Raw genomic sequence first — 15,695 nt, forward strand, 5'->3', positions numbered from 1 at the left:
TGTCTAATAATGAAATGAATATGGTCATTTTCCTTCATTTATGCCCATGTAAGGGAAAATGCAAAAATCTGCCGCCAATTCATCTATGCCTGCAACGAATTTTTTGATGTGAACATATACGTCTTATGGTGGTAACGGATGCTGTAGATCAGACCCATTGCAAACATATTCCCCATGAGTGAGCTGCCGCCATAGCTGATAAATGGCAGCGGAATACCCGTAATTGGCAGTACTTGAATCGTCATCCCAATGTTCTGAAAGACATGGAAGGTGATGACGCTGATAATTCCAGTACAGACATACGTGCTAAACGGGTCATTGGTGTCTAACGAAGTCTTAATTAAATGATAAATAAGGAGAAAAAAGAGACCGACGACGATACTGCCGCCAACAAAACCATATTCTTCACCAATCACGCTAAAAATGAAATCTGTATGGGCTTCCGGGATATACACTTCCCGATTGCCAAACCCTTTTCCTGTGATAAGTCCTGAGCCAATCGCGCTTAACGATTTTAACAAGTGGTAGCTTGAACTTGTTGTATGACTATGGGGATCGAGCCATGCATAAATGCGGTTAAATTGATAGGTTTGCACATGAAGATATTTTTCGAGAAAGTCTGGCTTGATTAGGACAAGGTAGAATATAAGTCCTCCAAGGGACGCACCTAAACTATAGATTGGAATAATGATTTTCCAAGATATCCCCGAAATCAAAATAAGTCCATTTAAAATCGATAAAATCACGAGCCCAGTCCCCAGGTCAGGCTGGAGCATGATTAGCCCAAGCGGCACAGCAGTTGTGATTCCTAATTTTAATAGTAATAGAAAGTCAGTTTTTAGCGTTTTCTCCACATGCTTTTCCTGGTGAGTGGTAATCAGCCGGCTTAAGGCCAAAATTAAAAAGGTCTTCACAAATTCGGACGGTTGTATCTGCCCGACCCCTTTAATGACAAACCAGCTTTTTGCGCCGTTTCTAACAGGGGCAATCGATTCGGGTGCCAGGTAAACCCCAATAAGTAAAATCAATCCAAAGCCATATAAATACCAGGAAAGCCGCTTATATTGATAGCTGTCGATAAAGATGGACACGGTGATGATGGCGGCCCCGATTACATACCAAAAAACTTGCATCATTAAGAAATTCGTCGCGCCATATTGCCCCGAGGCTTGTGCACTATAAATCGCCGCACAGCTGACTAAGAAAAAAAGAAATAATAGTAATGTTAATGTCCAATCGAAGCGATCGGCTTTTTTCTTGTTTCGCATCCATTGGCTACACCTGATTTTTCCTAATATTTACTAATTTTATGCTAGCAAAGAAAAGGCTTGCTCACAATACTTATTACCTATTAAGGGAAAATAGTACACTCCTTTATATAACGATTCCGCATGTAAAAGGTTTCATTTATATTTTATCAAAAGATCTCTACATCAAATGCTTTAAAAACATGGTTGCGATTCCGAAGTAGGTGAGTAACGAAAATATATCATTTAAGGTGGTAATCAGCGGTCCTGATGCGACAGCAGGGTCAATTTTCAACCGATATAAGATCAGGGGGATAATCGTCCCGGCAAGGGTCCCGATAATAAGAGTGAGAAACAGGGAACAGCCGACAACCGCGCCCAATATCAAATTTCCCTGCCAGATATAAGCGATAATGGCAATGAGAATGGCACAGGTGAGGCCAATCGTAATCCCCACACCGAGCTCCCTAGTGATTAAGCGGGTAACCACTTTTCTATCAATGTCATACGAAATTAGCCCTCTAACAACTACGGCAAGTGATTGGGTTCCGGTATTTCCCGTCATCCCGGCAATCATTGGCATGAAAAAGGCAAGGGCTACCACCTGCTGAAGCGTATCTTCAAAACTACTGATGATCCTCCCGGAAATTACACCAATGAATAAGAGTAAAATCAGCCAAGGAAGCCGTCTTGCCGCAGCGACGAATGTTTTCGTTTCAAAGTCAATGGATTTCCCTGATGCCGACAACTTTTCAATATCTTCATTTGCTTCTTTAATCACGACATCGATAATATCATCGACCGTTACAATTCCGACAAGAACATTGTTGTCATCGACAACCGGAATGGCTAAGAAATCATAACGTTCTGCCGTTCGTGCCACTACCTCCTGGTCCGTGGTTACTGAAACGGAAATGACCCGTTCGTACATAATCGTCCGGATTTTCTCCTCTGGTTCTGCCAATAGTAAATCCCGGTAAGAGACGACCCCAACAAGCCTTCGTGCCTCGTCAGTGACATACAGGTAGTTAATCGACTCCGCAAACTCTGCAAAGATTTTAAACTTATCAACTGCTTCTCTGACGGTATAATAATCACGAATCCAAACAAATCGATTGGTCATAATTCTTCCGGCTGTTTCCGGAGGATAATTCATGATTCCTTTAACGGCATTGGACTCTTCTGCTTTCATTCCTGAAAGCAGCGAGTCTTTCTTCTCTGGCGAAAGCTCATTTAATAATAAGGCCAGGTCGTCATTATCCATTAAATCTAGAACCTTACTGGTTTTTTCAATGCCCAGAATGTTCAATAATTCAAGCTGCTCAGACTTATCAAGCTCCTCCATCAGGTCAGCCAACACGTCAAACTTTAAAAATAATAGAAACCTGCCTTTATGTTTTTCCGGCAATTCCTCATAAATTTTTGCCATGTCATATGGCTGGAGCTCTTCCAATATCGTCTCAAAGTCGTCTTTTTTGTTTTCTTTTAATGTTTTAATAATATAAAGATTTATTTCATCGGGAGTCATATCTTTAATCATGTTCTATATACACTCCTTTCATAAAGGTGCATTGGTCTATAATGAGCAAAAGAACAAATACTATTCAGGTGGATTTTAAATAGTATGTGTAACATATAAACATTTTTTGTAAAAGAATTGAAATATGCTATTTGTCCTATTATTTGATAAAATAAGGAAGTATTTATAAAGACGATTGGAAGTTTCATGGAAATCACGTTTTAATATCATTCATGTAGTTGAACGGAGGAGTTTGGCTTTGAAAAAGCATCATCAAGACATACGGGATCTTATCTATATTCATTTAAATCAATCAGACCAGTATGTACTGTCCTACGGTATCGAATTCGCTGAATTTGCTGCTGCTTTTTCAGGTTCATTAAATCATCTGCTTTTGCTAAAGCACCGCTTTGATGATGCTGATTTTAATATGCATACGCTGCTCGAATATTGTCCGGAAGAGAGAATTAATAAGTTAGCAGGAGAAGATGTATACAGTTACGGCAACTTCTGCTGGATTGATTTTATTGAAGAAGAAGTGCTGAATGAACTTTCAGGTCAGGAATTAGCTGAATTATTATATTTAGGCCATCAAAAGCAGCATTTAAGATTGCCTTTTTATAATAAACTAGGCAACCGTTTTGTTTATTTGGCCCACGATGATGGCTGGTATAACAAAATCTATTATCGCAGCTTTAAGGATTTTTTCCATCTATTAAGTGAAGCACTGGCCGGCAAGCTTGGGGAAATGAAGCTGGAAAAATCAATCCTTGGTCTGCGGAAGAAACGCTCCTATCCGCAGGTGAATAAAGAAATCCTCCTCTCGTTAACACCTTTTATTAAGGAAGGAATTTGTATATCCTTACGGGATGCTGACCACCAGCGCGGCCGAATTGAAATACCGATCTGGGTGGTTGGAGATTTTGCAAATATGGATGATATGGTGGAAGAATACGAACAAATCTCCGCTAAACCATACCATGCGAAGATCATCTTTGATAAAAAAACAAAAGAATGGAAACTAAATGTTATTTAAATCTCTCCGATTGGGGAGATTTTCTATATAGTGGGACCAAATGTTTGTTTTGAAGCAAGCCATATATATCATAAACTAATGAAGAGAAAAAAACATTTAAAAAACAGGTCTGCTTACATTTCCTTTCTTATTTGATAAAGTGTTAAAATAAAACCGTGAAACAGAATTGGAGGTTTTGGTATGAAAACAAAACTAGGTTTGTTATATGGAGGAAAATCCGCGGAGCATAGTGTATCCTTACAGACAGCACGCTCTGTCATCAATGCATTAAACCTTGAAAAATTTGAAATTCATCCGATTTACATAAATGTTGAAGGCGAATGGATTAAAGGACCACAGTTAAATGAACCGGTAGAAAATGTTAAGGCACTTGAATTTTCTCAAGGCCATTCTTTATCGCCGCTGTCACTTGCGCCGTCATTTCAGCAAAAGGACCAGCAGGAAGAAGGGCCGCTTGATGTAATCTTCCCGCTATTACACGGACCAAACGGTGAAGATGGAACCGTACAGGGGTTATTAGAACTGCTAAATTTACCGTACGTAGGAAACGGCGTTCTGGCTTCAGCTGCCGGAATGGATAAAGTGATAATGAAGAATATCTTTGCACAGGCAGGACTCACACAAGTAAATTATGTAGCTTTTATAAAAAGCGAGTGGGCAAAGGCGAAGGAAGAGGCCTATGCTAAAGTAGAAGCGGAACTCGGTTATCCGTGCTTTGTTAAGCCGGCAAATCTGGGTTCAAGCGTTGGAATCAGCAAATGTACTAATCGTGCTGAATTAGATCTGGCGTTTGCTGAAGCGTTCCAATTTGACCGCAAAGTCATTATTGAAGAAGGTGTAACGGCGCGTGAAATTGAGATTGCTGTCCTCGGCAACGATGAACCGGAATGTTCTGTAGCGGGTGAGATTGTTCCGAGAACGGAGTTTTATGATTACAAAGCGAAATATGAAGATGGCGACACTGCCTTAATTATTCCGGCTGACATCACGGAAGAAGAGTACGGGATCTTAAAGGAAATGGCCATTCAGGCTTTTAAGGCATTGGATTGCTCAGGACTTGTTCGTGCTGATTTCTTCTTAACGAAAGATGGCAGGGCACTAATTAACGAGGTGAATACGATGCCGGGCTTTACTCCGTTCAGTATGTTCCCACTTTTATGGAAGCACACAGGGGTAGAATATCCACAATTAATCGAGCGTCTCGTGAATTTGGCGAAAGAACGACATGCCGAGAAACAAAATATTAAATATACTTTTTAAAAGATAAGAAAGAAATTTCAAATTTGAGAATTGTCCAGCTCCAGCGCCCTAGCGGCTAGTGTCCTTCGCTCTCCGCCCTACGATAAGTCAACATCGAATCGCTAGCGCTCTTCGTGTTTCCTTTATCTCAGTTGGATCGCTCCAGGCCATACGCCGCTGACCAGGGCGCTTACGCTATTCTTTGAGACACGGCTGAAGTGCCGTGTCCGTTTCTGTTTAATCTCAATAAAGGGAGGGTATCAACTTGATAAAGCGCACATTAAAACAAATTGCAGAAATGGTTTCCGCCTCAAATGAGATTCCCCAGTTTGCTGATGTGATGATTGAGGGAGTGACGATTGATTCCCGAAAGATTAATCCGGGAAATCTGTTTATTCCTTTTAAGGGAGAACATGTGGACGGACATAAGTATGTAGAGGAATCCATCCGAAAAGGTGCGGCAGCTGCCCTTTGGCAGAAGGATGTCCCGAATCCGCCATTAGACTTACCAATTATCATTGTCGATGACTGTCTGGCCGCCTTACAGGAATTAGCGCGAAAATATCGGCAGGAATTACCTGTTAAAGTGGTAGGGATTACGGGAAGTAATGGAAAAACAACAACGAAGGATATGACGGCTGCGTTATTATCGATTCAATATAAGGTGCAAAAAACGGAAGGGAATTATAATAACCATATCGGCCTGCCATTAACCGTTCTAGGGTTACATGAAGACACGGAAATGGCCATTCTCGAAATGGGAATGAGCGGCAGAGGCGAAATCGAATTCCTGACAAAACTTGCCTGTCCCGATGCAGTTGTGATTACCAATATTGGGGAATCACATCTTCTTGATCTTGGCTCAAGGGAAGGAATAGCTGAAGCGAAATTGGAAATTCTCCAAGGTCTTCGTGATGGCGGTCTTGCTGTCCTGCATGGCGATGAACCGCTTCTAATGGAGCGTATCCAACAAAATACAGGAAATATTACGATTCAGACCTTTGGCAGAAACGAAACCAATGATCTCTATCCAACAGAAATTACCCAAATCGAGCAAGGAAACGCATTCAAAATGAATGGGGCTGACACTGTTTTTGAGCTTCCGGTTCTTGGCACCCACAACATATTAAATGCGCTGGCATCGATGCTGATTGCTCATTATTTTTCCATTCCCTTTGAAAAAATGAATGCGGGCTTAACGAGCATAAAGCTGACAAATATGCGGATGGAGCTAGTGGAAGGGCACTTAGGGGAAAAAATCATCAATGATGCCTACAACGCCAGCCCAACTTCCATGATGGCAGCCATCGAATTAGTATCCAATCTGCAAGGCTATAAGCGGAAAATTCTTGTTCTTGGAGACATGCTAGAGCTTGGCCCGCAAGAAGAACAGTACCACTTGCAAATTGGAGAAGGCTTAAACGGGGATAAAATTGATTATCTATTCACGTATGGTTCACTAGGTGGGAATATCGCCATAGGTGCTAAGAAGATCTTGGGAGAAAAAAGAGTGTTTGCTTTTACAGATAAAGCAGAACTTATTCAGGAATTAAAACCGTTCGTGGATGAAGATACATTAGTTCTTGTGAAGGCCTCCAGAGGTATGAAGTTAGAGGAAGTCGTTTCAGCTTTACAAAAATAATCCATTTATGATAATTGGCAGGTGTGAAACGGATGATTGGCTGCTTACTTATTCATGGATTTACAGGTGCCCCGTATGAAGTAGAGCCCCTTGCCTCCTTTTTAGAGGAGAACACGGATTGGCTATTTAGTGTCCCTACACTGCCTGGTCACGGCGAACCGGGCGCCTTAAAAGGTGTCCGCTACCAAGAGTGGATTGATTGTGCCGAAGCTGAATTGAAAAAACTCAATGAAGCCTGTAAGGTCGTGTACGTAATTGGTTTTTCAATGGGCGGCTTGATTGCCAGTTTTCTTGCCGCCAAACATCCTGTGGACAAGCTGATTCTACTTAGCGCTGCTGCCTATTATGTGAATCCAAGGCAGCTCGGAGCCGATATTAAAAAAATCATCCTTGATTCCTTTCAAGGAAACTTACAAGAGAATGAATTATTTCACCGTTATAAACGAAAAATAACGGAAACCCCTTTAGCGGCAACATTACAATTCCGTAAGCTTGTTTCATCGGTCAAGCCTCTCCTAGGTCAGGTGAAAGTGCCGACATTGATTGCACAAGGAGATTGTGACGGGATTGTGCCGCCTAAAAGTGCTGAATACTTATACCAAACCATAGGTGCGAAACAAAAGAAGCTTACCTATATAAAGGATTCGAAACACCATATTTGCCATTGTGAAGAACGTTCTGCCCTATTTTCTCAAGTTTTGGACTTTTTGATGGAGCGGTAAGGCGGGGTTAGACGTCTTTATTGCAAAATACTAGTAAAAGTGGTATGATAATCATCAACGTGTCTAAAGAACGATCGAAAAGGGCATACTCCTTTGGAGAATGTTCTTTTTTTTGGTAAAATAAAGAAGCACTTATTACCGCATTTGATGCGTGTGAGAATATATTCAGCACTTAAGAAACATATTTTCAAATAGATGAAGGAGAATGAAAACATTGACAAAGTTTCAAGACTTAGGCATTAGCCAAGCTACGTTAAAAGCTGTTCTCAAAATGGGCTTTGAGGAAGCAACACCAATCCAGGCAGAAACAATTCCATTGAGCCTAGAAAATAAAGATTTGATCGGCCAGGCGCAAACAGGAACTGGTAAAACAGCTGCATTCGGTATTCCATTGGTGGAAAAAGTGGATATGAAATTAGATGCTATCCAAGGGATTATTATTGCGCCAACGCGTGAATTGGCGATTCAAGTATCTGAAGAATTATACAAAATAGGTGCCGGCAAAAGAGTGCGTGTACTCCCAATTTACGGAGGGCAGGATATCAGCCGTCAAATCCGTTCACTTAAGAAAGCCCCACATATTATCGTAGGTACTCCAGGACGTGTATTAGACCATATCAATAGAAAGACCATGCGTCTTGACACTGTTCATACGGTAATCCTTGATGAAGCAGATGAAATGTTAAACATGGGCTTTATTGAAGACATTGAATCAATCCTTGCTTCAACACCGGAAGAACGCCAAACATTACTTTTCTCAGCCACCATGCCGGGACCAATTCAGAGAATGGCTGAAAAGTTCATGAAGGATCCCCAAATTGTTCGTGTGAAAACAAAAGAAATGACTGTTCCTTTGATTGAGCAGTATTATCTTGAAGTGCAAGAGCGAAATAAATTTGATGTGTTAACAAGACTTTTGGATATTCAATCACCTGAGCTTGCGATTGTATTTGGCCGGACGAAGCGTCGTGTGGATGAGTTATCCGAGGCATTAACACAAAGAGGATATACGGCAGAAGGAATTCATGGCGATTTAAGCCAGGCAAAGCGTTTATCTGTTTTACGTAAGTTTAAAGAAGGAACGATTGATGTCCTTGTTGCAACAGACGTAGCCGCAAGGGGTCTCGATATTTCCGGAGTTACCCATGTGTATAACTTTGATATTCCACAGGATCCTGAAAGCTATGTCCACCGGATTGGCCGTACAGGCCGTGCCGGCAAAACAGGTGTAGCGATGACTTTCATTACACCACGTGAAAAATCCTATCTTGCTGTTGTTGAAAAAACAACAAAGCGGAAGATGGAAAAAATGAAGGCACCGACACTTGATGAGGCATTAGAAGGCCAGCAGCGTGCGGTAGTGGATAAAATTACGCAAACTATTGAGTCTAACAACCTTCATTATTACAAAGCGGCAGCAGATGAATTGTTGGAAGCTAACGATGCTGCAACGGTTGTGGCTGCAGTCTTAAAAATGTTAACAAAAGAACCGGATACGACTCCTGTTAAATTGACGGAAGAATCACCACTGCCACAAAAGAGAGATAGAAAACAGTTTGATCGTGGTGACCGCAGAAGAAGAGACGATTCCCGCGGCGGCTATAACGATCGTCGCAAAAAAGCACCGGTAAAGCCAAGAAGCGGTGAAAAAAGAACCAGCAGCAAATCATCAAAACCAAGAAGCTATAACCATCAATAAGTAGAAAAGCGCAAGAGCATGGACCCGTTGTCCATGCTCTTTTTAGTTCGATTCTTCCTTTTTCGCAGACCTTTTCTTTATAGACCGTTTTAAGGTGTCCATGAGTAGATACAAGATGGGAATACCTTCAATAAAATAGGAATAGGCTGCCCATGATTCAGTAAAAAAGCTGGTAAGGGAGGATGTACCGCCCGACATTTGTAACGATAAGGCGACCATAACAGCAGCGAGCGAAAACACAAGCGGCCGGTGATCTTTAAGATGAAATAGATGGGCAAGGATTTGAACGGATAAATAAAACATGATAGAAATTTTTAAATAAATCGTTGTTGACCAAATTGATATTAAAAATGGATCTAGGTTTTCGATAAAGTCAGCAATTCGGATATAACGTACCATTTCCAACATTGGATAGGTAGTATGACTCGCCAGATTCGGACCAAAGAGTAATAACAAAAAGACCATATTTATGATGATGAATAACAATGACAGCGAAATAGCCCAAATAACGGATTTATGAGTCTTGCTCTTTTGAGATAAATAAGGAAAGAGAAAGACCAAGATTACTACCTCTCCAAAAAAAGGAATGGTGTAAAAACTACCCTTATAAATGTTATTCCAGCTATGGTTCGTGACAAAGGCCATCCACCTGTCCCATTTTAATTCCTTTCCAATAAAAGCGGTAATTAAGATATCGGCTATGATTACGAGAAAAAATAATCCCTGCGCGGTTCGAAATAACGTAACCACTCCTGAGCGGGCTGTTACTGCGACAACGAAGCCAAGTATGATGCCTATAGCCCAGTTCGGTGTTTCGGGCAAATAGGTTTGGACGAAAAAGTCTTCGTATTCTCTTAGAATAAAGGCACTTATATGCAGAAAAGAAAAGCAATATATTCCCATGAAGAGATAATGGATCCAAGAAGGGAATATTTCCTTTCCATAATGACTAATAAATTCAGTCGGCCGCCGCTTAGCCAGCTTGATCGTGAAAAAGGCATAAATGCCCCCTCCTAAGCCGCCAATCAATAGCACAATCACTATATCGTATTGGGATAAGTGGATTAAATGCGCAGCAGCGAAACCAACTAGTGTGGAATAGAAGTAAATAATAAGAAAAAGTATCAGTTGATTTTGAGTAATTTGCTCCGTTTTCAAGGAAATCCACCTAACCTAGTATTTTCTGCTGCAGTGGTTTAAATAGGAATAGGATCAAGTCATTGGGGCTAGGCATTTGCTTAAATATGACCGTTGCAATACAGTACGAAAAAGAGACACCCATAATACAATAAACAATCCAATAGGTTCTTTTTTTACGATTCTTACTTTTTAAATAGAACCACTCGTTAAAAAAGATCAGTAGAAAACAAAATATAATGATAATCATGAATGTAATTCCTTTGTCCAAAATGGATTATTTTCACTGCCGGGACGCTTAATCTTCAAATCAACATGGATATTGAGCTTAACTTTGTCTTGATAAATAGCAGGCCAATCCTTTTTGGATTTTTTCCATATTTTTGGTTTATGCCATAATAAGTATTCGCCCAATTGAAAAACATCTGCTTTGACTCTTTTTGAAGCATGAAACGCATCATTGATTCGATCCTTAATTTCCTTTTCGGCAATCCGCTCCAAGTGATAGATATTTTTTGGTTTCGATAAATCAATGTTGGATTGTGATTCTGAAATATCATCTTCTGCGGTAACATACACATTAAATGTGTATGGTTCCTTTTTAGATGGGCGGATTTTCGTATGCGCCTGTAAGACTAATAAACTAATATGCTTCCCATCGGTGGGTGATTTAATTGTTACCGCTGCTTTATTTATCGAGTTTCGCAGCCATAATGCCCCGCGGCCTTCACTTGGACTTAATGTGCCGACCAATTTATAATTGTGAAATAATGCCATTCCGCCTGTGCCGACCCACAATTTTTCCTTCCCTTTCTCACTCAGCATTTTTTCCTTTTTCTTAGTTAACAGCCCTGTGATCATATCGCCATTTTCCGTTTCAAGGAAGTCTTTCGGGGTGGTGTATAACGTAATATGTTCCTGGGTGAATCTGCGGATGATCTCACCTGGAAATGTTTCGAAAACCGGTGCTAAATTTTCGATTTCTTTGGCTTTACCCGGAGTAACTAATACGGCAGTATTGATATTTAATTTCGGTTCACGGACAATGAATTCTAAAACATGTCCAATCCCTTCCTTAGCCATTTCTTCACTGACGACAATAATCCTTGTATGGCCCCAGCTTAGTTCCCGTGATTCATCTGCCTGCATTTTGTGATAGGCATCTGTCACCGTTTTTCCTGTAGCCGAGATTTGGGCATATGGATTCCCTCCTGATGCCCCGGCGCTGCCTGGAATCAACCGTTGGGGAAGTGGGAAGGACAGGGTTATTTCCATCTCGCCATTTGCACTTTTATCAACGTACATGGCTTGGATAAAAGCCCGTTTATTGACTTCTACACTTGACCAGCAGCCTGATAACACCAGAGTACACATAACGATTAGCCATTTTAGCGTTTTCATTAATCTTCATCATCCTCGGGAAATGATCTGTTAATCGTTAACCGATTTTTGTCTGCTGCCCCGGCAAACGATGGCCGGCGTTTCATTGACCACCATGGAGCGCGTACAAACGTATCCTTTAGATCGCTAGTCTTGAGCGGTGCTGTAGGGGAAAGATATGGTTGGCCGAATGAACTTAGATGTACTACATGTATAAAGATCAGAAGTGAACCAATCATCAATCCGAAGATGCCGAATGTACCTGATAAAATCATGATTGGAAAGCGGAGCAGCCGAATGGAGAACGCTAAATCATAGCCGGGAATGATAAAGGAGGCAATTCCTGTCAGCGAGACGATAATCACCATCGGAGCCGACACAATTCCTGCCTGTACCGCAGCTTGTCCGATTACCAAAGCTCCTAGGACCCCAATTGCCTGACCGACCGCTTTCGGTGTGCGGACTCCAGCCTCACGCAAGGCTTCAAACGCCAATTCCATAATAAATGCTTCCACAATAGCAGGGAATGGAACGAATTCTCGAGATGCAGCCACGGAGATCAATAAACTTGTCGGAATCATTTCTGTATGAAAGGTCGTAACCGCAATATAAAAAGATGGAAATAGCAGTGAAACGACTAAAAAGGCATAGCGCAGCAGGCGGATCACGCTGGTTAAAATATAACGTTGATAATAATCCTCTGCTGATTGTAGGAACATATAAAAGGTAACAGGTACGATCAATGGAATCGGTGTTCCATCTACAAAAATAACCACTCTTCCTTCTAACAGTGCAGCAGCTGCGACATCAGGACGCTCCGTTTTTTGCGATTGGGGGAACGGTGATAAAGGCCAATCATCAATACACTCCTCGATATAGCTGCTAGCTAATACACCATCAATTTCAATTCGGTTGATTCTTTGTTTCACATCCGTGAGCAACTCTTCTTTGCATAGCCCTTCGATATAACTAATCATTACCTTCGTTTTGGTGTATTTTCCAATCAACAGCTGTTCCATTTTTAAATCAGGAGACTTAATTTTCCGGCGGACCATTGTGATATTTGTATGGATATCCTCGACAAAGGCTTCTCTTGGCCCTCTAATGACGTTCTCATTTGCCGTCTCACTTACAGCTCGTGTTTCAACGCTCGTCAGAGGAATGGCCAGCATTCGACTGTCGCCTTCAAAAAAGATAATGATATGTCCGTCCAAGATACGGTCAGTTGCTTCCTTCATATCTGTCAGTATACTGGTACACATCGTGCTGATCGCTTTAAGATCGAGTAATTTATGAAGTAATTCCTTCTGGGATGAAGCAAAATCAGGTGAAACAATATACTTTAATACCTGATCATCGAATACCTGTTGATCGACCATGCACTGGATAAAAATAATGCCGACCCGTGTGTGATTTGCTAGTATTTCATGAAACGTGATGTCATCACTTTTCTGAAAGGTATCCTTAAACCATTTTGCCCGAACGTCAAAATCCTCCCCAAGAACTACTGGATGTTTCGAGGTTTTTTTTTGAGGCTGTACCTGCTTTTTTGAACTTGAGAAAATCGGCATACTGCTCCACTCCACGATGTTTTTCTTAGACTTCCCATATTTTTTATAAAATATTTTCAAAAAAAAGGTATAGCACCGAAAATGTTCCGGCAGCTATACCTGTTATTTTTGGGAAAAGAAGCCGAGGACGGCAATGATGAAAATCGCTGCCCAGATGAGAACTTTAACTGGGGATTGCAATGAAACGCTTTTCTTTCTTCTGCCAGCCCAGTCAGCCGTACCTTTAATAGAATCCGAAAGATTCTTTTTATTATAGTAAGGAATCGCTCCAAGTAAAAAGCCGCCAAGTAAGCCAAATAAATGGGCAGTAATATTTATATTTGGCTGTAAAAAGGTCATAATTAAGCTGACTGCACAAAGTGTAAGGATAATTTGCGAGTTTTGCTTTGACAGCAAATGTTTCCGGAAGATAATAATTGCAATATAATAGCCGAAAAGCCCAAAAATGGCGCCGCTTGAGCCAACATGGGTATAGGTTAACGGCTCTAGCAGGAAGGTGGCTGCATTAGCAATCAGTCCAGACAACAAGTAGACGAATAAGAATCTGCCGCCGCCAAGCATCCGCTCCAGTGCCGGAGCAAATAAGACAAGGGAAAAACTATTAAACAGCATATGGGGGAAACCGCTGTGCATAAAGATTGGGGTAATCAGCCGCCAATATTCCCCTTCCATAATATAAAGATTTACACCTGAAAAATTTTCAAAAAACCAATAGTTTGGGAAGATGGGTAAAATGGTTAAAAGATATAATACGATGTGAATGGCCACAATAATAGAAACGATCGGAAAATATCGGATAAATTCACGAAAGCTTTCAGTTCTTGTAAACAAAGATAAAACCTCCTCTCAATTACCATCATAAACAGAATTTTTGTCTTGTACACTATTATGCTGCTGATAATTTAAATAGAAGGAAGATGAACGATGATTAAAGGGATTGGAATCGATATTATTGAACTTTCCAGGATTCGCGAACTCATTACAAGGCAGAGCAAATTTGCCGACCGGATCTTAACTGAGAATGAAAACAATAAGTTTAAAATCCTTTCAGAAGTAAGAAGGGTAGAGTTTTTAGCAGGAAGGTTTGCTGCGAAGGAGGCTTTTTCAAAAGCGCTTGGAACAGGCATTGGCAAGGAGCTGTCCTTTTTAGATATTGAAATTGGGACGGATGCTTTCGGGAAGCCTTTTATTGTAAAACCGGACGTCCAGGCGCATCTTTCCATCTCCCACAGCAGGGAGTATGCAGTAGCCCAGGTTGTGATTGAGGAGTCAAAATAAAAATAAATAGGTATACAAGCTTTTTCGAATATTCCCCCAGGTTGTCTCATATATTCATAGGGAACTAGGAGAGACAAGGTCAGCTATGGTCATTTTAAAGCCTGATCCCTGCCTTTCTCTTCTTAAAATCATATGAAATGAGACAAGAAGGGGTTGAAGGAATGAGGAAAAAGTTAATGCTGCTCATTACGGGGCTGATGGTCATTTTCGTGCTGGCTGCCTGTGGCTCAAAATCACAGGACGATGTGGTGAAAGAGTTAAAGAGTAAGCAAAGTGACTTATCCAGCTATAAGGTAAAAGCAAAAATGACATTGAAAATGGGCTCAGATTCACAGGTATATAACGTAGAAATCTGGCATAAGGATCCTACATTCTATCGCGTAAATTTGAAAAATGCAGAAAAGGACCAAAGCCAAATGATTTTACGAAATAACCAAGGGGTTTTTGTTCTGACTCCTGCATTAAATAAGAGCTTTCGCTTCCAAAGTGATTGGCCGCAAAACAGCAGCCAAGCCTATTTGTATGAATCGTTGATTAAAGACATTGTCGCTGATAAAGAGGCTAAGTTCTCCTCGACAAAAAAACATTATATATTTGAAACGAAAACCCGTTATCAAAATAATAGTATGCTTCCGATCCAAGAAATCAAGCTAAATAAGAGTGATCTATCGCCTGCAGTTGTAAAAGTAATGGATCCTGACCGGAATGCCCTTGTGACTGTAGAATTTTCGAAGGTTACCTTTAAAGCGGATTTCGACAAGGACGATTTCGATATGAAGAAGAATATGACCCGGGGTCAACTCAATTTACCGGCGATGGCAAAGGGCGGCGATCAGAACTTCGCTGTGAAGTATCCGACTTTTGAGCTAAAGGGGACCAAATTAATCGAGGAAAAACCGGTTACGATTGAAGACGGTAAACGGGTAGTTCTCACGTATGACGGTAAAAAGTCATTTACACTTATCCAGGAAAAAGTAACGGCAAAGGCTGCGTCCACATCTTCGACCAATATGGAAGGTGAGATTGTAGATTTAGGTATAACGATTGGAGCGATTTCAGATCATTCCATTTCATGGTCTTATGACGGGGTTGATTACATGATCGCCTCGAAAAACCTCACGAAGGAAGAAATGATAGAAGTGGCAAAATCGGTTCAAGGTGAAGCGGTAAAATAAATGTAGAATGAGATAGGCTCCATATTGGGGTCTGTTTTTTTTATTTTTCG

13 protein-coding genes are annotated in these 15,695 nt (G+C 40.9%); 7 read left to right on the forward strand and 6 right to left on the reverse strand.

Annotation, left to right across the window (positions count from 1 at the left end):
* Window positions 1–83: 83 nt before the first annotated feature.
* On the reverse strand, window positions 84–1,268 hold the full coding sequence (locus ACO1D1_RS26740) for an FtsW/RodA/SpoVE family cell cycle protein (protein WP_423337668.1): 1,185 nt from the start codon (window positions 1,266–1,268) through the stop codon (window positions 84–86).
* 160 nt (window positions 1,269–1,428) lie between these two features.
* A complete protein-coding gene (gene mgtE / locus ACO1D1_RS26745; protein WP_149868225.1) occupies window positions 1,429–2,787 on the reverse strand; it encodes a magnesium transporter in 1,359 nt (452 codons plus the stop codon).
* 238 nt (window positions 2,788–3,025) lie between these two features.
* On the opposite strand from mgtE, the gene ACO1D1_RS26750 reads away from it, so the two are divergent.
* From ACO1D1_RS26750 to ACO1D1_RS26770, 5 genes are all read left to right on the forward strand, one after another.
* Window positions 3,026–3,802 (forward strand): hypothetical protein, encoded by a 777-nt coding sequence (locus tag ACO1D1_RS26750; protein WP_149868226.1) that lies wholly within the window; start codon window positions 3,026–3,028, stop codon window positions 3,800–3,802.
* A 180-nt stretch (window positions 3,803–3,982) separates the two neighbouring features.
* Entirely contained in the window at window positions 3,983–5,062 is a 1,080-nt protein-coding gene (locus tag ACO1D1_RS26755; protein WP_423337669.1) for a D-alanine--D-alanine ligase, read from the forward strand.
* 244 nt (window positions 5,063–5,306) lie between these two features.
* A complete protein-coding gene (locus ACO1D1_RS26760) occupies window positions 5,307–6,683 on the forward strand; it encodes a UDP-N-acetylmuramoyl-tripeptide--D-alanyl-D-alanine ligase (RefSeq protein WP_149868228.1) in 1,377 nt (458 codons plus the stop codon).
* Window positions 6,684–6,715: 32 nt separating this feature from the next.
* Entirely contained in the window at window positions 6,716–7,405 is a 690-nt protein-coding gene (locus tag ACO1D1_RS26765; protein ID WP_149872553.1) for an alpha/beta hydrolase, read from the forward strand.
* 205 nt (window positions 7,406–7,610) lie between these two features.
* The gene (locus tag ACO1D1_RS26770; RefSeq protein WP_411675472.1) at window positions 7,611–9,104 is read left to right on the forward strand and encodes a DEAD/DEAH box helicase; all 1,494 of its coding nucleotides are present in this window, start codon (window positions 7,611–7,613) and stop codon (window positions 9,102–9,104) included.
* Window positions 9,105–9,146: 42 nt separating this feature from the next.
* Here ACO1D1_RS26770 and ACO1D1_RS26775 read toward each other — a convergent pair whose 3' ends face one another.
* The 4 genes from ACO1D1_RS26775 to ACO1D1_RS26790 all read right to left on the reverse strand — a co-directional run bounded on the left by ACO1D1_RS26775 (window position 9,147) and on the right by ACO1D1_RS26790 (window position 14,023).
* Window positions 9,147–10,262, reverse strand: a complete 1,116-nt coding sequence (locus ACO1D1_RS26775; RefSeq protein WP_190284784.1) for a GerAB/ArcD/ProY family transporter — start codon at window positions 10,260–10,262, stop codon at window positions 9,147–9,149.
* Window positions 10,263–10,487: 225 nt separating this feature from the next.
* The gene (locus ACO1D1_RS26780) at window positions 10,488–11,642 is read right to left on the reverse strand and encodes a Ger(x)C family spore germination protein (protein WP_149868231.1); all 1,155 of its coding nucleotides are present in this window, start codon (window positions 11,640–11,642) and stop codon (window positions 10,488–10,490) included.
* The gene (locus ACO1D1_RS26785; RefSeq protein WP_423337670.1) at window positions 11,642–13,252 is read right to left on the reverse strand and encodes a spore germination protein; all 1,611 of its coding nucleotides are present in this window, start codon (window positions 13,250–13,252) and stop codon (window positions 11,642–11,644) included. Before ACO1D1_RS26785 ends, ACO1D1_RS26780 begins: the two co-directional genes overlap by 1 nt.
* Before the next feature lie 42 nt (window positions 13,253–13,294).
* Entirely contained in the window at window positions 13,295–14,023 is a 729-nt protein-coding gene (locus tag ACO1D1_RS26790) for a rhomboid family intramembrane serine protease (RefSeq protein WP_149868233.1), read from the reverse strand.
* A gap of 93 nt (window positions 14,024–14,116) precedes the next feature.
* Here ACO1D1_RS26790 and acpS point away from each other — a divergent pair, with 93 nt between their 5' ends.
* A complete protein-coding gene (gene acpS / locus ACO1D1_RS26795; protein ID WP_149868234.1) occupies window positions 14,117–14,470 on the forward strand; it encodes a holo-ACP synthase in 354 nt (117 codons plus the stop codon).
* 161 nt (window positions 14,471–14,631) lie between these two features.
* Window positions 14,632–15,645: a DUF4367 domain-containing protein gene (locus ACO1D1_RS26800; RefSeq protein WP_423337671.1), complete on the forward strand. Its 1,014-nt coding sequence runs from the start codon at window positions 14,632–14,634 to the stop codon at window positions 15,643–15,645.
* The last annotated feature ends 50 nt before the right edge of the window (window positions 15,646–15,695 follow it).

This window comes from Neobacillus sp. 19, from assembly GCF_049463095.1.
Classification (GTDB): Bacteria; Bacillota; Bacilli; order Bacillales; family Cytobacillaceae; genus Neobacillus.